This is a genomic window from Dyadobacter soli, from assembly GCF_900101885.1.
GTDB lineage: Bacteria > Bacteroidota > Bacteroidia > Cytophagales > Spirosomataceae > Dyadobacter > Dyadobacter soli.
The window spans coordinates 148447-169234 of sequence record NZ_FNAN01000014.1 but is presented as its reverse complement, the minus strand read 5'-3'; the positions used below and the strand labels follow the sequence as shown (position 1 = coordinate 169234).

Annotated in this window: 14 protein-coding genes; 5 read left to right on the top strand and 9 right to left on the bottom strand. The window is 50.2% G+C overall.

Annotated features, from left to right (window positions below):
* The first annotated feature begins 9 nt into the window (after positions 1-9).
* A complete protein-coding gene (locus BLQ88_RS23380; RefSeq protein ID WP_090155008.1) occupies positions 10-3795 on the top strand; it encodes a DEAD/DEAH box helicase in 3786 nt (1261 codons plus the stop codon).
* Positions 3796-3833: 38 nt separating this feature from the next.
* Here BLQ88_RS23380 and BLQ88_RS23375 read toward each other — a convergent pair whose 3' ends face one another.
* The 7 genes from BLQ88_RS23375 to BLQ88_RS23340 form a co-directional block, all read right to left on the bottom strand.
* On the bottom strand, positions 3834-4130 hold the full coding sequence (locus BLQ88_RS23375) for a hypothetical protein (RefSeq protein ID WP_090155006.1): 297 nt from the start codon (positions 4128-4130) through the stop codon (positions 3834-3836).
* Between the two features lie 152 nt (positions 4131-4282).
* Entirely contained in the window at positions 4283-4666 is a 384-nt protein-coding gene (locus BLQ88_RS23370) for a RidA family protein (protein ID WP_090155004.1), read from the bottom strand.
* Positions 4667-5160: 494 nt separating this feature from the next.
* On the bottom strand, positions 5161-5751 hold the full coding sequence (locus BLQ88_RS23360) for a Panacea domain-containing protein (RefSeq protein ID WP_090155000.1): 591 nt from the start codon (positions 5749-5751) through the stop codon (positions 5161-5163).
* A 60-nt stretch (positions 5752-5811) separates the two neighbouring features.
* Positions 5812-7968: a DNA helicase RecQ gene (gene recQ / locus BLQ88_RS23355; protein ID WP_090155135.1), complete on the bottom strand. Its 2157-nt coding sequence runs from the start codon at positions 7966-7968 to the stop codon at positions 5812-5814.
* A 59-nt stretch (positions 7969-8027) separates the two neighbouring features.
* On the bottom strand, positions 8028-10133 hold the full coding sequence (locus tag BLQ88_RS23350; protein ID WP_229212815.1) for a ComEA family DNA-binding protein: 2106 nt from the start codon (positions 10131-10133) through the stop codon (positions 8028-8030).
* A 36-nt stretch (positions 10134-10169) separates the two neighbouring features.
* Positions 10170-11033, bottom strand: a complete 864-nt coding sequence (nadC, locus tag BLQ88_RS23345; protein WP_090154996.1) for a carboxylating nicotinate-nucleotide diphosphorylase — start codon at positions 11031-11033, stop codon at positions 10170-10172.
* A gap of 17 nt (positions 11034-11050) precedes the next feature.
* Positions 11051-12820, bottom strand: a complete 1770-nt coding sequence (locus tag BLQ88_RS23340) for a capsule assembly Wzi family protein (protein WP_090154994.1) — start codon at positions 12818-12820, stop codon at positions 11051-11053.
* A 126-nt stretch (positions 12821-12946) separates the two neighbouring features.
* Here BLQ88_RS23340 and upp point away from each other — a divergent pair, with 126 nt between their 5' ends.
* Complete coding sequence (gene upp / locus BLQ88_RS23335) at positions 12947-13591, top strand: uracil phosphoribosyltransferase (RefSeq protein ID WP_090154992.1); 645 nt, start codon at positions 12947-12949, stop codon at positions 13589-13591.
* A 3-nt stretch (positions 13592-13594) separates the two neighbouring features.
* On the opposite strand, the gene BLQ88_RS23330 is transcribed toward upp, so the two are convergent.
* On the bottom strand, positions 13595-16678 hold the full coding sequence (locus BLQ88_RS23330; RefSeq protein ID WP_090154990.1) for a carboxypeptidase-like regulatory domain-containing protein: 3084 nt from the start codon (positions 16676-16678) through the stop codon (positions 13595-13597).
* A 286-nt stretch (positions 16679-16964) separates the two neighbouring features.
* Between BLQ88_RS23330 and BLQ88_RS23325 the strand changes: the two genes are divergently transcribed.
* Together BLQ88_RS23325 and BLQ88_RS23320 are read left to right on the top strand one after the other, a co-directional pair.
* Entirely contained in the window at positions 16965-18032 is a 1068-nt protein-coding gene (locus BLQ88_RS23325; protein ID WP_090154988.1) for a mannose-1-phosphate guanylyltransferase, read from the top strand.
* A 110-nt stretch (positions 18033-18142) separates the two neighbouring features.
* Entirely contained in the window at positions 18143-18427 is a 285-nt protein-coding gene (locus tag BLQ88_RS23320) for a hypothetical protein (protein ID WP_143016914.1), read from the top strand.
* A gap of 34 nt (positions 18428-18461) precedes the next feature.
* On the opposite strand, the gene recF is transcribed toward BLQ88_RS23320, so the two are convergent.
* A complete protein-coding gene (gene recF, locus BLQ88_RS23315; RefSeq protein ID WP_090154984.1) occupies positions 18462-19559 on the bottom strand; it encodes a DNA replication/repair protein RecF in 1098 nt (365 codons plus the stop codon).
* Between the two features lie 124 nt (positions 19560-19683).
* Between recF and pdhA the strand changes: the two genes are divergently transcribed.
* On the top strand, positions 19684-20715 hold the full coding sequence (gene pdhA / locus BLQ88_RS23310; protein WP_090154982.1) for a pyruvate dehydrogenase (acetyl-transferring) E1 component subunit alpha: 1032 nt from the start codon (positions 19684-19686) through the stop codon (positions 20713-20715).
* Positions 20716-20788 lie beyond the last annotated feature (73 nt).

Genomic DNA, 20788 nt, shown 5'->3' with positions numbered 1-20788 from the left:
GCAGGGTAAATGGAAAACGAAAAGAAGGAGAAACTATCCAACTTCTTACTGAGACGGGCGGAGCGGGATGTACTATCAAGAGGGCGTTCCATTTATAGCAGTGGCGGCTTAAAAGTTTCCAAACTCGATTATAATGGCCCCGGTAATGCTGAGTTCAAGGTCAAAAGCGACTATTCGATCCAGTACTACCAGATTTTCATCCGCGATTTTCTCACACCGCAGATAACCACCGAATGCTCATGTCCCGACAAAGCGGGGCTGTGCAAGCACCGCGTGGCGAGTATTTTGTACATTCTGGACAAGATGCCGACGATCAAACAGGTTGTCCATGAAATGGCCAACACGACGATCGAATTGCAGGAAATCCGCGAAATGCAGCTCCGCGGCATGGTACTGGACGAAACCTGGCAAAACCGCGAAAACGTTGGCCCGGTGGAAATTGTATCGGCGAAGGAAGGCGAGGCGGAATGCCAGGTGACGGACAAAGGGCAGGAGTATCTGACCACTTTCCGGCGCGTAAAAGGCACGCGGCAAGTCCAGACGTCCTGTACTTGCAACCAGAAACTCTGGGTACCGCTTTGCGAGCACAAACTCGCCGCATTGCTCAAACTCCGCGAAGAACTCGGCGAGAAGGCATTCGAAGTAATGCGCGACATGACCGTCGAGAAGAGCAACCTGCTGGCCGAATACGGCTATTCCCTGGAAGATCCATTTAAAGATAAATTCGAGTTCCGGCTCGATGAGGACGGCGGGCTGCATTTGATCAAGCTCGATCCCGCGATTCAGAAAGTAGGCGCTTACCAGGATTGGCAATCACTACGCGACCGCATATTGCCCATGCAGGAATCGTCTTTCGCCGTGACTTTGACCGACAACGGGCAGGACGACGAGGACCGCGTTTCTATTTTTGTGTTTTGGCCAAAAGGAAAAAACCACTTGCTGGACATCGGTTTCGGCGTTTTTTCGGTCAAATTCAGTTCCAAATCCGAGAAGGTTACCAACATCCGCAACATTGCCGGAGGTTCGAGCCACTATTATAATGCGGATGAAATCCCGGTACTCACCGAGTCGGACGCACGCCTCGTGCGCATGGCGAAGCATTGGGAGGAAGGTTTGCAGAAATTCATCCGAAAACAAGGCTGGGCGTACAATGCCTACCTGCATTTCGACGATGTAGAACCCGACCAGCGTTACGAAGCCCGCAATTACGTGGGCAAGCAGCTTACCCGCGTTTTCAACGACCTCGATGGTGACCGTCTTTTCCTGGCCGACGGCGATTACGTGACGAGCAATCACCAGCTCACGCAGCTCGAATTGCACCGCGAGCCGGTCAAATTGTTCTTCGTCTTAACCGAAGACAAAGAGTTCATTACGCTCAATCCGTATGTCGAAATCAAAGCCGGTACGCCGCTGGAATTGCAGAAAGTGGTGTCGCTCGACAGTTTCTGGCTGGGGATTTACAACGAAAAGACCCTATTCCGCTGGGCGGGTATCAGCGAGGCCGAAATGGTCGCTTACCTGAGCCAGAATGGTTTTAAAATACGGGTTAAGAAAGATTTCGGCGACGATTTCCTGAAAAACTGGATCATACCGGTTTCGGAGAAGTTCGACGTGATCTTCCAGACGCGCCACGAAATACAGACTTCGCCGCTCGCATTCCAGAAACCGAAGTTTTACCTCAAAGAAGACGAGGCGAACCTGCTCATCGTGCCTTCCTACGTGTATCTGGAAGAGAACGGTAAAACGGAAGAGTTGGAGCTGCTGCACGACCAGCGCCGCACGAAAACCAGTTTCGATAATAACCAGATTACCATGCTGGAACGCGACGTTCCGGCTGAGAATGCGGTTTGGGACTGGTTGAAAGCATTACATCCGGCTTTCGATCATCAAACAGGGCAGCCGTTCTTCTACGTGCCGTTTGAGCAGGTGATGAAAGATGGCTGGCTGTTCAATTTCGTGGATGCCGCCAAGAAGAAGCATTACGAGATTTTCGGGTTCAAGGACCTGAAAAAGATGAAGTTCAACCCGAACCGCGGGACCGTGAAGGTGCATACCTCGTCCGGCATCGACTGGTTCGATATGAAAATCGAAATCAGTTTCGGGGACCAAACGGTATCATTGGCCGACGCGAAGAAGGCATTGCTCAAAAAGCAGAACTATATTCAGTTGCAGGACGGTTCGCTCGGCGTGCTACCCGACGAATGGATCGCCAAGCTGGAACCGCTCATGCAGTTCGGCCGTGTGCAGGATGATCAGATCCATTTGTCCAAAATCCATTTCTCGCTGATCGACGAGCTGGTTTCCGAGATCGATAACGAGGATGTGTTCCGCGAACTTTGGGAGAAAAAGCAGAAGCTGCTCAATTTTAAACAAATCCCATCGGTACCGCTTCCGCAAAACATCCAGGCGACGCTCCGCCAGTATCAGGAAGAGGGTTACAAATGGCTGCATTTCCTCGACGAATTCCAGTGGGGCGGCTGTCTGGCCGATGACATGGGTTTGGGAAAAACGCTGCAAATGCTGACGTTCGTACAAAACCAGAAAAACCTCGATCCGGAATATACGAACCTTGTCGTAGTTCCTACTACATTGATTTTCAACTGGCAAGCGGAAGCGGCGAAATTCACGCCTGATCTTAAATTGTATGTTCACAGGGGCATGGCAAGGCGAAAAGACATCGAATTTTTCCGTGAGTACGACATTATCCTCACCACGTACGGCACCATGCGCAGTGATGTGGAGCTGTTGAAACAATTCGATTTTAACTACATTATCCTCGACGAAGCGCAGGCCATTAAAAACCCGGATTCGCTTACTTCCAAGGCGTCGCGCCTGTTACGCGCACGTAACCGCCTGACCATGACAGGTACACCTGTCGAAAACAATACATTTGACCTGTACTCGCAATTTGAGTTCCTGAACCCGGGAATGCTCGGCCATGCCGACTTCTTCCGGACAGAATATGCGACGCCGATCGATAAGTACCAGGACAAGGAAAAGGCTGCCGAGCTGCGCAAGCTCGTGTACCCATTCATGCTGAAACGCACGAAAGAGGAGGTTGCGACCGACTTGCCGGATAAGACCGAGACGATCCTGTTCTGCGAAATGGGTAACAAGCAGCGGAAGGTTTACGATACATTCCGCGAGCGCTACCGTCAGGAAATCGCTGAAAAACTGGCAACCGAAGGCCTTAATAAGAGCAGTTTCCTCATTCTGGAAGCATTACTGAAACTGCGCCAGATTTGCGATTCGCCTTCCATTTTGTCGGGTGATGAGGACTTTGGCAATGAATCGGCGAAGCTGGAAGAAATTACCCGCGAAATCGAAGAGAATGCATCGAATCACAAAATATTGATATTCAGTCAATTCCTCGGCATGCTGGACCTTATCCGCAAGCATTTGGAAAAAATGAATATCCCTTACGAATACCTCGACGGCCAGACCGTCGACCGCGCCGGACGCGTGAACCGCTTCCAGAACGACTCGACCTGCCGCGTGTTCCTGATGAGCCTCAAAGCGGGCGGGGTGGGCCTCAACCTCACCGAAGCGGATTACGTCTACCTCGTGGATCCGTGGTGGAACCCTGCCGTGGAGCGTCAGGCGATCGACCGCACGCACCGGATCGGGCAGACGCGCAAGGTATTTGCCTATAAAATGATTTGTAAGGATACGATTGAAGAGAAAATTCTGCTGTTACAGCAACGTAAGCAGGACCTGGCGGAAGATTTGGTAGGCGGGGAATCCGGCTTTATCAAGAAACTGAGCCAGGAAGATATTATGGGGCTTTTCAGCTAATTCCGGACATCGGCTAAATTACTGAATCGATTATTGGTTCAGTAATTTAGCAGCTTGCTCCCCGCGGAAATTTGCAATAACCTTTGATTGACTAACCGCGCCGCAGGCTGAGATTTCAGTGAGTCAGCGGTCGCGAATTCGAAGGTTTGCGAATCTGTCAGCAATTCATCGGCATATTGTGGTTCCGAAGTACCCCCGTCTTTGGGCGCGATCGGCGAGGATTTGTACAATTTTTCTACACTATCGGTCTGGGCCGTTCCATATCTGGCTTCTTTTTGTATTACGCACAGGACCAGTAAAACTGAGGCAATTAGAAGAGTAATTCTATTTTTCATGTCAGAGATGCCTATTTGTTCAGGGTTCTAAATCAGACAACACTTGGACAAAGAGCAAATTTCGCGCCAGAAGGTTGGAACAAGTTTTTGAATGGTGACAAAAAAGGCCCGTTTCCGTTCAGAAACAGGCCTTTTTTAAATATTCCAATACCTTACTGTACTATTGCGGTGAACTCGATCTCAACCAGGTAGTCGGGTGATACCAGCTTGCTGATTTCGTAAATACCTGTGGTGGGCTTAATCTCCCCAAAGTACGCGCCATGCGCGCGGGCGATGTCCTCAAAAAGGGCAATATCCGTAGTGAAAATCCGCGTGCGCACCACATCGGCGAGGCTCGCGCCAGCATCCTGCAACACCTTCTCGATGCGCTCGATGATATTGTTCGTCTGCGCATAAGCGTCATTAGCCTTCACTTTGTCACCGTCCACGATAGCCACCGTGCCGGCAACCTCCACGATATTCCCGATCCGAACCGCCCGGCAATACCCCATTTTGTCTTCCCAAGGGGATCCTGAGAGTATATTTTGTCTTGACATATTAAGTTGTTAAAAATAGAAATTGCTCAAAGTTAATGATCAATCAGTTGCGAGTAGTCTGCGAAAGCGACGTTTTACGCTCGCAGATTGAGCAAAACATGCTTTTAAATGCCTGAATTCCGCGTCAAGTAATCTGCCAAGGATCTTGTAGTCGAGACCTTGAACCGGATAAATATCTTGCAAAGTCGCGATTTCATACTCGTCAATTTGCTGTCCGTAAACAAATGTGTCAAGAGGAAATGCCCAATTGTTGGTCGTGACTGGTATCCCCGATCTGAAAACGAAACAATTGAAACAAGCTTCTGGAACTTCAACACAGCCATATTTATCCGAGGAAGACATTGGTCAGAAGTCGCGACTCGACGGCAGACTTGCAATTACCGTCGTTGTACCGGTAGTTTTCAGAACAATAAAATATTTGGCTTTCGGTGTTTTGCCATTCTTGAAGTAGAATAGATCGAAGTACAGAATATCTCCTTCTCCGCCCATTCCACTCAGATTTTAAGTGACTTTGTGTTTCTCAAATAGCTTACCTGATCCTGATAAATCTCCTTTTTTAAGGGCATATCTTCCAGCAAGCGTGAAAAATCGATGGGGATTTCCGTAGAATTAAGGTGGCCACTTTCCAAATGCTCCAAAACACCATTTTCCTGCGCAGTTAAGTACCACAAAGAATGCTTGCGATGCGTAATCTCCACCAGTTCAGCGGCCGAAGTCGTTTTGAAAGTATCGGTGATGTGTTCCAGCAAATCCATCTCATTGTCAGAGAACTCATCATCGGAAAATGCTTTTTTGGGACTGATAAAGACAGAGCCGTCCAAAATTGTACGCGTAATGTAGTTGGCCAGCAAAACGGGTTCATCAGAGGACAAATCGACAAAAACGTCCCGCGAAACCGGACCTAATTTCCACACTGAAAAATCCAGATTGAAGAAAGGCAGGCCATAGGTGCGCACCGAATATTCTTCAATGAGGTAAATCAGTTTCAGAAGTTTGGTTTTCGACAAAGGTTTGATCCGCTCGGCAAGGTAAATGACCGTATTTCCGAGCTTGTCAATCTCTGAATTTGAAAAAGGTTCCAGCATTTATTTTGATTTTGTGCTAACTAAATTACACTATCTAAACACATTACCCAAAAGCCGCGTTCAAGGAACCGTCCTCTCACCTTCTAATATCGCCAGCGCCAGCCGGATCTGCCCGTAATCGAACCGTTCGTTCAACAGTTCGAACAATGGCTTCAACGGATCATTTTTTCCGACCTGGATTTCTGCGGCGGCGGCGGTGATCGTTTTGTAGGCTGCGGGTTCGATCAGCGATTTCAGATCAATGCCGTGGCCGTCTTCTTTCAATTTGACCAGATGCGAAATGATGGTTACCGGGTTCAGGTTACGCTTTTCGGCGATGACTTTGACGGAATACCCTTCTTTGTAAAGATCAAAGGTTTCTACGAAAGTCATTCCTTTCACCACGCGTGTGCCGGGTGCATTGTTCTCGCGGGCGAAATTGAAGATTTCGTTGATGAATGCTTCGCCATACCGACGGAATTTTTCGGCTCCTACACCGGAAACGGCCTTCATTTGCGCTTCTGAGATGGGTTTTTTCTGCGCCATTTCAGAAAGTGATGCGTCGCTGAAAACGACATATGGCGGCACGCCGAGTGTGTCGGCCAGTTGTTTGCGAAGCTGGCGGAGGCGTTCGAAAAGGGCGTCGCGGATGATCTCCTGCTTCGGTTTTTCTTTCGGTACCAACTCTTCTTCTTTCGCTTTCCGCTCGCTGACCGGGATGAATTTCACCAATTCGATCTGCCTTTCGCCTTTCAAAACCTGCCAGCTTACCGGGTTCAGTTTGAATGAATGCGCCTCATCGTAAGCAATGTCCATTACCCCGGAATTGAGCATTTGACCCAGGTACTCCGACCATTCCTCGCCCCGCAGCTCGTGCCCGACGCCAAAAGTAGGGAGCCGGTCGTAGCCGTGTTGCAGGATGTTGCGGTTGCGGCTGCCTCGGAGAATGTCGATGAGCATACCCATAGCAACTTTTTGCTCCGTGCGCGCGATGCCTGATAATGCTTTTTGAGCAATGACCGTCGCATTAAACCGGGTGCGCGGGTTGCGGCAAACGTCGCAATTGCCGCAATCGTGGTCTACGGGTTCGTTGAAATAACTCAAAAGAATGCGGCGGCGGCAGATGTCGGCCTCGGCATATTGTTTCATCCGGTTCAGTTTGGCGTTCAAAAGCTCTTTCTGCTCTGCCGACTGGTCCGAATTGTTGATCATATCCTGCCGTGTGATAATGTCGAGGTAGCTGTAAAACAGGACAGTATCCGCATTAGCGCCATCGCGACCGGCCCGTCCGATTTCCTGATAGAAACTTTCGACATTCGAAGGCAAATTGTAGTGGATCACCCAGCGCACATTCGATTTATCGATCCCCATCCCGAAAGCGATCGTAGCGACAATTATCTGAATATCATCCCTCAAAAAATTCTCCTGCACCTGCGAGCGCTTGTCGCCCGGCATACCCGCGTGGTAGTAGGCCACCCGGAAGCCGGCTTTTTGCAAACTGGCGGCTACGGTTTCGGTACCTTTCCGGCTGAGGCAATAGATAATGCCCGGCTGGCCTTCATGGCGGCTGAGAAAGCGCTGGATTTGCTCGATACGCTTTCTTCCGGGCAGCACATTCAGGCTCAGATTCGGCCTGTCGAAGCTGGAAATGAAGGTTTCGGCGTGTTCGATATTGAGTTGTTTCAAAATATCACGGCGGGTGACGCGGTCGGCGGTAGCGGTGAGCGCCACGATCGGAACATCTGGGAAGCGCACTTTCAGCAGGTTCAGCTGGCGGTATTCCGGCCGGAAATCGTGGCCCCAGGAGGAAATACAGTGCGATTCGTCGATCGCGAACAGGCTTACATTCCATTCGCGCAGCAGGTCAAATGTATTTCCGGCAAAAAGCCTTTCCGGCGCGATGTAAAGCAGTTTCAATTCGCCCAGCTTGATTTGCCACATGATCTGGTCCTGCTCAGCCCCGGAAATGGTGGAATTGAGGAATGCAGCTGTGATACCATTTCCGCGCAATGACTCCACTTGATCTTTCATGAGGGCGATCAGCGGGGATATCACCACGGTAAGCCCCTCGCGGAGCACGGCCGGGATCTGGAAACAGACCGATTTCCCGCCGCCGGTGGGCATGAGCACCATACAATCGCGGTTGGCCATGATGGTGTCGATGATTTCGGATTGCTGGGGGCGAAAGGAGTCGTATCCGAAATATTTCTTTAATGCTTCAAGTTTGTTGGTAGTCATGGTGTACTGATTAATGTTCTTCACTTCAAAAATTCCTTTCGCGGTGCAAAAATAGGCTTTCAAAACTGATACATCACCTGCAACTTTGCTTCGCTGCGTTTGTTTCCGTTTATTTCGTTGAGTCCCGAGCTGATCTTTTCAATATCCGAATAGCGCGTTTGCGACCACCGGAGCCATACTTTGAGCTGTTTTGAAACAGTGTAGCGCAGCATCAGATAATGCCTGATACCCGTATTGTAGTAAGCAGGGATCGAGAATGCGTAGAGCATATCTTTTTCATACACATATTGGCGGCTGTCGTAATCGTCGGTTTTGAAGAATGCCGCCCGACCGCTGAATTCCAGTTTCGAAAAATGCCAGGTAACGTCCTGTGCAACCGTAAATCCATTGGAACCTTCCGAATGCTCATTTTTTAACCCGCCATATTGCAGCCGCGTCCTGAATGCGCATTTGAGTGGGATTTCATAATCGACATTGAGCATGGCCGTCCGTTTGATAGACCAGATCAGCGAAGGATCACTTTCGCTCGCCGAAGGATCATTAGTTTGCTTGTGCTTCTCATGAAACAGCACATAGGCATTCAGCCGCTTCGAGGGTTTCCAGAGCAAATGCAGGAAGTAATCGAACCCGCGCGACGGTTTATCGACCTGAAACTTTAACCACGGAAACCGGAAATAATCGAAATAAGCGCTCCATTGCCACCTGCGCGAAGGCGACCAGCGCACGCCTGCGTAAGCGGCGCGCTCATTGACAGGCCGTGTGGCTTCGCTGATGGGGTTACCATAAAATGTATGAAAGTTGCGGGCATAATGCCTCGCCATTACCGAAACGTCGAATTTCTTGCCAATGCTGGCGATCAGGCCGCCGATCGCGCCCGTGCCGCCGCTTTTTGAAATGGCGCTTTCTCCAATGAAATGCACGTTCTGCCAGTGGTAATCGCCGTGCAGACCTGCTATGAGGTTTTGTTTACCTGAAAATTCGTACCGGTTGTAAGCCAGATCGCGCTTTTGGATAAATGAATCGTAGCCGGTATGCAGCATTATAACTCCGACCTGACCTTTTTGAGAAGCCATTTTGTGCAACAAATGCAAACCCGCATTCAGCTCTCGGAGCACATTGTGTTTGTCAATTTCGGAAGGCGTGCGGTGGTAGCCGGTAATGGGCAATGAAGTGGTAATGGTGGCATGAATGCTGTCCGTATCCTGGGTAGCATCGCGCTTTGTGTTGGAAACTAAAATTGTGAGCTCGGTACGCGACGTAATGCTCAATGTAGCTGCTATACCCCGGAAAAAATTGGCTTCCGTGGCCGAAGTGTAAGGTTTCAAACCGGTAGTGCTTCGGTAAACAGTTCTGATCACCTCCGAGCCTTTGCCTAGCGAAAAGCCCGCGCCCGTGACCATTCCTTGCCCGGCCTGCATTTGGAAATCACCGATTATCAGATTTTTAAGTCTTCCCCGGTTGATGATCTGGGCGTGAAAAGAAGTGTAATCGATTCCGAAAATCTGCCTCCGCGCATTCCATTGCCATATTTCTTCACCGGAATCTTTTTCTAATGTAATTCCAAAACTATAAGCGCCGCTTCTTGCATTGCGGTAGCGCACATACCCATTGAAACGCGGTCCCTGATACCGCGTCACCGCATTCGAGTTGGAGTCCAGCGGTGCGAAACCCTTCTGCCGCTCCATTAATTTACCCGAACGAAACATCAGGAAATGCTGACCCGGGTTTTTCAATGCTTCCCGCATGGAAACGGCTTTGGTACTGATCGTTACAAACGGCAGCAGCCTTCTAATGGTGTAAATATCGAAGCCCGGAATGGCTTGCAGCTCGTAAAGCGAAAGCAATGCACCCGCTTTTGACCGGTATTCAAAGAACGACCGAAGCTGTTGTTCGCTTAAAATAAATGTGGCTGAGAGGTCATCCGGCGTCGCTGCATTCAGGTCGAGCGGGCTGGCGTAGAGCTGCAAAAGTGCCTCGTACAACTCTTCGGAATCGTCAGGAGGGATCGGGAAGAGCTCGGCGATGAAGGTATTGATGTCGATTTCGCTGCGCGGAGGGGCCTGGGCCAGCGAAACAGGATGAATGTAAATGCAGAGCAAAGCGGTTACCCACAGGAAATATCCGACAGGAAACCCTTGAAGATCAAAAGCGTATGTGATTTTCATCGATCTCAGCATACGCTTTTGATATGAATGAAAAGGTTAGAAGGCTTTCAGACTTAAATCCAGACTTCGCGCCTGATGCGTGAGCGCCCCGCTGGAAATCCCATCCACACCGGTTTCGGCCACTGCGCGTAATGTTTTTTCGGTAATGTTGCCTGATGCCTCCGTCTCGTACCGGTCGCCGATCCGCTGCACAGCTTCCCGGAGGTCGTCCAGCGAGAAGTTATCCAGCATAATGATATCGACGTTCCCGACGCGCAGCACTTCGTCCACCTCGGCGAGGTTCCGCGTTTCGATCTCGATTTTGAGCTTCCGGCCGGTTTCTTTCAGGTATTTGTTGGCCCCGGTAATCGCTGCTTCGATGCCGCCCGCGTAATCCACGTGGTTGTCCTTCAACATTATCATGTCGTAAAGGCCCATCCGGTGGTTCACCGCGCCGCCGATTTTCACTGCCATTTTCTCAAACAGCCTGAAATTCGGGGTCGTTTTGCGGGTATCGAGCAGTTTTACGGGCAAATCCTTGATCAGGTCCGACATTTGCCGTGCATAAGTGGCGATACCGCTCATGCGCTGCATAATGTTCAGCACCAGCCGCTCGGCTTTCAGGATCAGACGTGCATTTCCTTCTACCGTAAAAACAATGTCTCCTGTTGATACGACGGAACCGTCAAAAAGTAACACATTAATTTTCGGAAGGGGGTAACCGTAATATTTTGCGGTTTCATCGAAGATGATCTGCGCCACTTCCACACCCGCGAGTACGCCGTCTTGCTTCACCAATAACTTGGCGCGCTTGGTGGCATGCTCGGGAACACTGGCGAGGGATGAATGGTCTCCGTCACCGATATCTTCCAGCAATGCGAGCCTGAGAAGATTCCGGAGTTCGTGGGGGTCAGTTTCCATTTTGATTGAAATTAGAATCAGTAGGTTTGTTGCCGGTAGGCCATATTATAGCGGATGGCAATCGAGAAAATGTTGGAGTTGGTTGCCACTTTCGGGTCCGCCGACTTCACTTTCCGCATCAGGTAGCGGCCGTCGAGGAATAAATTGTGGGCCAGAGAATAGGACAATCGTAAATCTGTAAATAAAGTAGTCGCTTTAATGCCCTGGCCGATCTTTTGGTTCTCTTCACTTTGTCCCTCGCGATCAATGTGCCGGGTTTCATAGCTCTTCGAAATATCGCCTCCGTAGTTCATCAAAGGCTTGTCGGACGGATCTTTACCCTGCATGGCCGACATCACGGTACCGTAAATCGACAGCCTTGGCGTGGCTTTGTAACGGATGATCCCTAAATATTCCCGGAAATTGGCCCCCAGCGGGTGAGCGAGCGCCTGTCCGTAATGCATATAGTTGCGCCCGCCGTCCTTGTGGGAGTAGGTGTAGGGGCGCACGAGGTTGTATTCGGCCTGCAAATCGAGGTTAGGGATTCCAAATGCATCCACATATTTGCCACCGAGCTGGAAGCTGTACTTGTTGGTCCAGGAACCGCTGCCGTTGAAAAGGTACTTGGTCAAAAACTCGTCGAGCACAAACTGGCTGTAAATGGAAGCGGTTTTGCCCACGAGCCAGCGGAAATCGAAACCGAGCAATGCATTATCCTGGCTACCGATGTAGGACTCTACATAACGGTAGAAGATAATGGGGTTCAGATAGTTAAGGTCGTATCCGCCGCCTACCGAGTCGCGGTTAAAGACTTCCGCTTCGAATACCCCGAAATTGATTTTGTCGGTCAGGTTAATGCTCAAATGGTGAATGGCGGCAAATTTCTTTTTCCTCAAAAACTCCGAGAATGCATCCTCGCCGCCGTCGATCATGCTGGTCCAGAGGTTGGTATAATGGAACCTGCCGAGATCGGTGTCTAATCTTAAAAAAAGGTAAGGGCTGCTATTGTCGGACAGGATCAATGAGCGGTAACCGCTGCCGAATGTATTGTAATCATGCCCGAATTTTACATTAATAGCTTTCAGCGGGCGAAAAGTAATGTAGCCGCGTGCCGAGAGGAAGTCGTTTCCGTGGTTGCGCGTGGCCTTCGCCAGACCTTCACCCGGAAAGCTGTATTTCGGCGCAAAGCCATTCACATAGCGTGGAAAACGGCCCTGATTGTCGGAAACGAATGTATAAAAGCCCAGCTTTTCATTGATCATCCCCCGGATTTCCACGCCTCGACCGGTAAACCATAGCGTCTGGTGCGACGTGGTGTCGTAGCTGTTGTCTTTTCCGATAAAATTGGTGGTAGTAAAATTGAAATGCAGGTCGAAATCTTTATTGTGAATGCTGTACAAATCGGCGGGGTGGTGGAAAAACTTGCGTTTCTGCCCCGGTGGCGGCGATTTGAACCAGCCTAGCCGCGCAAGTTTGTTGTATTTGGCGGAGTCTGTCGAAACCATGCCATTGGTCCATTCCCAACTGTCTTCGCGCAGGTAATCGATCGTTTCCCAGTCGCGGTCCGTAAGTTGTACGGTGCCTTCTTTCAGTATGGAATCGGTGAGGGCCACCACGGCTTTGCGCTCGAACGGCTTGGCATTGGAGTGAAAACCTTCGGAGAATTTGCCCCTTTTGATTTCCAGGCGATCTATGAGATGGTAATAGTCGTCGTTTAGCGGAACGAATGAACTTTGCGCGTGTACGTATGCAGAGGATGCCAGTGTTAAAAACAGTATGCTAAAATGCCGGATAATTCCTTGATACATAGGCAACAAAATTCTTCTGGTACGGCAATATGAGCTCTTGCCCGTAATTTTTAGAAATAGAGTTCCAAATTACGTCAATGAATTTGTATTATCTTGCATGGAGTAGTCTAAAAAACTGTCGCTCCCATGTTTTTACTTTCCCAAAAACCTTCCATAGCAGATCACTATCTGGCCGAATTGCGTGACGTAGATTGTCAGAAAGACAGGATGCGGTTTCGTCGGAATATGGAACGGGTAGGCGAGCTGCTGGCCTATGAAATGTCCAAAACGCTCACTTTCAAAACGGAGAAGGTTGAAACGCCACTCGGTACCGCATCGTGCCGCTCGATGTTGCAGCCGGTAGTGCTCGCCACCATTCTTCGGGCCGGATTACCGTTCCACCAGGGCTTTCTGAACATTTTTGACAAGGCCGACAATGCATTTATCGGCGCCTACCGCGGGCACCACATCAATGCTGAGGAGGAGTTCACGGTTGAAATGGACTACATTACCAGCCCCGACCTTACCGGAAAAATCCTGGTGATGATAGATCCGATGCTGGCGACCGGACGCTCAATGGAAAAGGTTTACCACGCATTGCTGCGCTTCGGCATTCCTTCGCAAACGCATATTGCCTCCGTGATCGCAAGTCCGGAAGGCGTTCAATATTTGCAGCAAAGGATTCCCCAATGCCGCCTCTGGCTCGGTGCCGTCGACCAGAAGCTAAATGAACAATATTATATTGTACCAGGCCTCGGCGACGCCGGCGACCTGGCCTACGGGGAGAAATAGCGCTCAGTTCAACAATTCATCGAACATAATGGACACATAGTACGTGCTGCCCACGTTCGGGCTGGCGTATGACTGGAAGTACGACTTACCGAATAGGTTTGTACCGCCTACCTTGATGATCGACTTGATCGCAGGTACTTTCAGGCTCACCTGCGCATCCAGGTTCTTGATCGCCGGCACCCGTGTGTTTGAAAACACCGGAACATCGGTAGTAGTAGGCACCACGAAGCTGGATTCCCACGTAAATGCCTGCTGGTAGCGGTACACCACATTGAAACCCCACGTATTCGAGCTGGTAATTCGGCGCCCGAAATTCACATTATACCGGTATTTGGGTGTATTAAACTGCGAATATTGTACTTCCGGCGACGGGGTGAAGTCTTTCAGCTCATTGTTCGCCACATTACCACCTACGTTGAAGCCCCGCGGTAATGCATAGTTCAACCCGATCGCGAAGCCGCGTGTGGTAATGGTTTCGGTCGTATTCACCGTCCGTGCAAACCCCTGATAACTTCCCACGCCGATACCCGATTCGATAGGCAGCCCCGGCGCAGCCGCAGCGGTTGGCACGACGATCACCGTACCGCCGATGAGGTTTTTGTATTTACTGATATAATAATAGGCATCAATAAACAGCTTCCTTGCGATAATGCCTTTATAACCAATCTCATATGAGGCAATGCGTTCCGGTTTAAGCTTCACCGGCTGGTATTTGGGAAGTTTTCCCAATGCATAGGCTTTCGCCAGGTCAGGCACGAGGCCAGGTACCTGGGCCGCCAGAATGCCGGGAAGCTGCGCGGCGAGCACGCCTGGAAGCGTTTGGTTCACGCCTGCGGTAATCGCCGCCTGGATTGCCGCCGGATCGTTTGGAACGGTGCCTGCCGCTACTCCCTGGTTGACCTGCGTAGTTACCGCCGTGGTTACCTGTTGCGTAATGGCTGTCGTCGCCTGCTGCGTGACTACCACCGTAGCATATTGCTGGGCACTTTGTAGCACCGACGGGTCGCTCTGCACAACTGCGAGTACCGATGCCTCAGACAAATTTTGGCGAAGGATACCGCTCGACAGGTTGTAGCGGGAGTCAAACTCGGGTAAGCCGCCTACCAAGGTACCCGATGGTGTCCGGAGATCGATGTACTGGTTCTGGGTGGTTGGAATCCGGAATCCGGTCTGGTAGGAGAGGCGGATATTGTGTTCGCCAAAAGTGGTAACGGCCGAAACGCGGGGTGTAAACTGCCCGTCGAAGTTCTCGTTTTTGTCGTAACGGATCGAACCGGTGAGTTTCAAATGGTCGGAAAGCAGGTTTTTACCGGCCTGCACGAATGCGCCCCATTCATTGATAGGAATAGTACCGTCGCGGCCCTCCTTGGTATCGGCAAACAATGTTCCCGCGGACCGAAGCGTATAAAGCCGGTAATTCGCGCCTGCGATCAGTTCCAGGAAGCGGATCTGGTTTTTGAAATTGTAAAAACCTTCCGCGTGGTACATATTGGTTTTGTCGGCAAATCCGCCCCCGCCGTTTACAATCGGCATATTCCGGTATTTATCAAGCAATTGGTTGAACTGAGCGCTGCCCGGCTGCGGCATACCCTGGTCGGCAAACTGCCGTGCGGCCACATGCGCGTCCGCCTCCGCCACACCCGCGCCGCGTGCCTGCACGAAGGCCCCCACGTATTGCCCGAACCACGTATTGTTCGGTTTGATCTCGCCCAGCATGGATACCGCCGCAAGGCCCGAAAGGTACGACTTGCCCGAACGTTCCTGCGTGGTATACGCCCTCACGGTAAAATTGTCGCCGCGAAGTTCCAGTTTCGCCTGGGTAAGGTTGAAATCACGCAGGGAATAGCGGCCGGTACCAGTGTAGACGGTTGTTCCATAGCCATAATTAACCTGGGCAATGGCCTCTACTTTCTCGTTCAACCGGTAATGCAATGCCGCATTGGCTTTGAAGCTTTTAGTATCGTAATCCACCAGGTCTTTTTCGCGGAAGCCTGTGCGGCTGACAAATGCATTCGGTACCAAACCTACCGCCGCCTGCGGAATTTGGCCCGCGGAAGCCAGCGCTTTCGCTACTGCATTGATATTCGTCTGGATTTCATCACCATACACATTCGTTCCGTCGTAGTCCAGGTCGGTACCTTTCCCCCGGTTGGGATCGGCATTGCCGCCTACATTGAGGTTGGTATAATTGGTAGCTTCCCAATCCTTGGCCTGGATGTACGAAAGGTTTACTTTGAATGCGAACTTGTTATTGAATGCTTTTGCGTAACGAATGGTGGCCTCGGCAAATGGCGTGGTGGCTTTCGAACGGTTCTTTTCATGCATGATGCCGCCTTTGAGGTTCGCGCTCAGCCCCTGGTAGAGGAACGGGCTTTTGCTGTTCATCAAAACCAATCCATTCACCGCATTCGGACCGTACAATGCCGATGCCGCGCCGGGAAGCACCTCCACGCTCTCAACGTCGAGCTCCGACATACCTATGATATTGTCGAGCGGGAAATTGAGCCCGGGCGCCTGGTTGTCCATACCGTCGATCATCTGCACGGTGCGAGGATTACCCGTTGCGCCAAAGCCGCGCATGTTGATGGATTTGAACAAAACACCTTGCGTCGTCATGTCGATGCCTTTCAGATTGGCCAATGCGTCGTAAAAATTGGTCGCCGGCGTGTCGCGGATGCCCCGGATATCGAGCTTTTCAACTGCTACCGGCGATTTCATCACACTTTCTTCCACGCGCGAGGCCGATACCACGATCTCCTTGCCGAGCACAGGTTGCTCCACCATTTTAATATCCAGATTGGACATACTGGCCGTCACCGCGATTTCCTGCGTTTGGAAGCCTACGGAACTAACGATGATCGAAAAAGGAGGATTGGAAGTGGTTGTCAATGCGAATTCACCTTTCGTATCAGTGATCGTACCCGCTACTTTGCCCTGTATACGTATGCTTACGCCGGCGAGCGGTTCCTGCGTGACCGATTCGGTAACCTTGCCTGTTAAACTAATCTGTGCGAAAGAATGTTGGCACAACAACAATGCAAGGAGCGAAAAGAGCAGGTTTCTGATGAATGCAGAAGTTCGGTTCATAGTTCTTAATGGGTTGATGTCTGTAACAAGTTACTAAGAATTCAAATTTGTTGACATAATATCCAATTTTTTCTTCGGGTATTTATAAAACAAAAATACATAACAGTTATATAGAGTTACTTCTACTACGAATACCAGCAGAATTTAGCGACGAACTATTGCCGGGAGTGCCATGAACTAACTTTCACGGACTTTTCCGCAGCCGGGGTTGAGCATACTGGCGCTTTATCATTAGTTTTGAGGGATTTTATTTAACGTTATAACAAACATACCTTACACAACACAGATGCAGGATACTTATGTGATAATCATGGCAGGCGGCGTAGGGACCCGTTTCTGGCCGTTTAGCCGGACGGATTTCCCGAAGCAATTCCATGATGTGCTCGGCACGGGCAGAACGTTGTTGCAGCAGACTGTCGACAGGTTCGATGGCGTTTGCCCTATTGAAAACATTTATATAGTGACCAGTCAGGAATACAAGGAGCTGATCAAACAGCAGATCCCTGAACTGACCGACGACCAGATCCTCCTGGAACCGCATCGCCGTAACACTGCGCCCTGCATTGCCTATGCTTGCTACAAAATCGCAGCGCGTAACCCCAATGCGAACGTGGTGGTGGCTCCGGCCGACCATATTATCCTCAAAGAGGAGGTTTTCAAGGATACGATCAAAGTGGCGCTCGGCGCGACGCGCAACGAGGATATTCTCGTCACGCTCGGTATCCAGCCGACCCGCCCCGATACCGGCTATGGCTATATTCAATACATTCCGGACAAGCTGACGGTCAAAAAAGTGAAGTCTTTCACCGAAAAACCGCATCTGGAACTCGCATTGAAGTTTCTCGACAGCGGCGATTTCGTATGGAATGCCGGCATTTTCGTCTGGAACATCAATGCATTCAAGAAAGCGCTGACCTCTTTCCAGCCCGACATCGCGGAGATTTTCCAGGGCGGAAACGATCACTACTACCTCGATTCGGAAGATTCGTTCATCCAGCGCGCCTACCAGCATTGCGGCAGCATTTCCATCGATAATGGTATCATGGAAAAAGCCGAAAATGTACACGTGGTACTCGCAAGCTTCGGCTGGTCGGACCTTGGCACCTGGAAATCGATGTACGAAGTATCGGAAAAGGATGCAAACATGAACGTTGCCGACGGCAACCTGATCCTGCACAACACGACGAATTCGATCATCAAAACGCCGAAAGACAAACTCGTAGTGATCAATGGCCTCGACGGTTTCATCGTCGCCGAATTTGATGGTGTGTTATTGATTTGCAAAAAAGACGACGAGCAAAAGGTGAAAGAGTTCGTGGCGCAAGCCAAGGAGCTCGATCCTAAATATGTTTAATGCGGTTGCTGGTTGACAGCTACCGTTTGGAAAGCCAGGTCGTTTGGGCCTGGCTTTTGTTGTTTTATTTGGGTAAATTTGATTACTGTTGAATCAAAACAATGCTGGCTATGTCTGACCAGGAAATGAAAAACGAAGCAATCCGCCTGATAAACGAGATCGATGCAGATCGTATGGAAGATTTGCTGGCGTGTCTTCGGGTGTTCAGAGAACAGCAAGACTATGCCAGCTCTTATTCCAATTCCCCCGAAGTAATAGAACAACTCAACCGATCTCTACGCGAAGCCAAAACCGGTCCTTTTTACACAACTGAGGAAGTTTTTAGCGAAGTAAGGCGTGATTTACGAGATAGAATGGACAGATTCGGCAACATTAGACTGCAATCAGAATTCTAATTGCGGCGAATTCGCCATAATTAAAATCGCAACCTCACTCCTTCAACACCTTCTCAATCTCAAAAAATCGCACGTCCGCCTTCACATGTTCCAATATTCTTTGGGAGCGCTCCGGCCTTGCGTCAGTAATGAAAACCTGCGCTAAAAAGCCGGTATCGATAAGCTCAATCAGCTTGTGAATGCGCCGGTCGTCGAGTTTATCGAAAATATCGTCCAGCAGTAGAATGGGCGTTTTGCCTTTTTCTTCTTTTAGCAATTCGAATTGCGCGAGTTTTAAAGCGATGAGAAAGGACTTTTGCTGACCTTGGGAGCCGAACTTCTTCAAAGTAACCCCATCTATTTCGAAAACATATTCATCCTTATGCACGCCTTTGCCCGTGCGTTGCGCGTGGAGGTCGCGGCTGCGGTGGCGGCGGAACTCGGCAGGAAAATCGGGGCTGGACACTTCACTTTCGTAGATTACATCCACTTTTTCGTGTCCGCTGCTGAGGAATTCGTAGTATTTGCAGAACAGCGGGATGAATTTTTGCATGAATGTGGCCCGGTGCTCGTGGATGCGTTGCGAGAGCACGACCAGCGGCTCGTTGTAGGTTTCGAGCAGGTCTTCGTCGAGGTAATTGCGCTCGGCAAAGAGTTTCAGCAGGCCGTTTCGCTGGTTGAGGATCTTGTTGTATTGCAGGAAATCGCCGAGGTAACCGGGCACGGCCTGGCCGAGTACGCCATCGAAAAAGCGGCGACGCTCTTCGCTGCCGTCGCGGATGAGATCGGTGTCGTCGGGGGCGATGAGTACGACGGGAAAAAGGCCTATGTGGTCGCTCAGGCGGTCGTAATGCTTTTTATCGGCCATGAAAACCTTCCGCTGGCCGCGTTGCAGGCTGCAAGTGATCTGGATGTGCTTTTCGTGCTCGTTGAAAACGCCGTCGATGAGGAAAAAGTCGGCCGTGTGGCGGATACCTAGTGCGTCCTGGTTATGAAAAGCGCTCTTGGTAAGGGTCAGGAAATAGATTGCGTCGAGCAGGTTGGTTTTGCCGCTGCCATTCTCGCCCACGATACAGTTCACATGTTTTCCAAAAGTGAAGGCCTTCTCCTCATAGCTTTTAAAGTAGGTAAGACGGAGCTTTTCTAGCCACATGAACTTCTTTGTTATTTAGTTTATGCTTATTTTCGCACATCATTGCGTGAGTACGGCAAAACAGACTCTGTTCATACCATAACTTTAAGACAAAGTTCTGTCTTTATAAACGAGAACCAAATACATGGCCACCGTTACTGAGAAAAAGAAAGCATCAGCCCCCAAAAAGTTACAGCATCCGAAGGAGCAATACATGTTCTGGTTCGAGAATATGCTTTTACAACGCCGTTTTGAAGAAAAATCGGGCCAGTTGTACGGTCAACAGAAGATTCGTGGTTTTTGTCACCTCTACATCGGCCAGGAAGCCTGTTCTTCCGGCGCGGTGAGTGCCCTCAAAAAGGGCGACAAGTACATTACCGCTTATCGTGATCACGGTATTCCGCTCGCATTAGGCACGAGCCCGAACGCGATCATGGCTGAGCTTTTCGGCAAAAAGACCGGTACTACCAAAGGTAAGGGCGGTTCCATGCACATTTTTGATAAAGAAGTGGGCTTCATCGGAGGCCACGGTATCGTAGGCGGCCAGATTCCCCTGGGTGCAGGTATCGCATTCGCTGAGAAATACAACAAGACCGATAACCTTTGCATTTGCTACTTCGGTGACGGCGCGATCCGCCAGGGTTCGTTCCACGAGACGCTGAACATGGCGATGAGCTGGAAACTGCCGGTGATTTTTGTGGTGGAAAACAATGGTTACGCGATGGGTACTTCCGTAGCGCGTACTTCCAATGTTACCGAGCTTTACACGTTGGGCGAGGCTTATGACATTCCTTCCGAGCCGGTTGACGGTATGAGCGTAGAAGCGATTCACGAAGCGGTTTCCCGCGCGGCCGATCGTGCACGCAAAGGTGAAGGACCTACTTTCCTTGAATTCCGTACGTATCGTTACCGCGGACACTCAATGTCCGATCCTCAGAAATACCGTTCGAAAGAGGAGGTAGAAGAATACAAACACCGCGACCCGATCGAGCAGATCCGTGCGGTAATCCTTGAAAACAAGATCGCTACCGAGGAAGACCTAGATAACATCGATAAAAAAGTAAAAGAAATCGTTGCCGAATCCGTGCAATTCGCCGAAGAATCGGAGTGGCCGGATCCGAAAGAGGCTTACACAGACGTGTACGTTGAAAGCGATTATCCTTTTGTAATGGATTAATTTGATCCAGAACGCATGAATAAAAAACCCGTCGGATCACTTCGACGGGTTTTTTAAGTAATTTCAGCTTTTA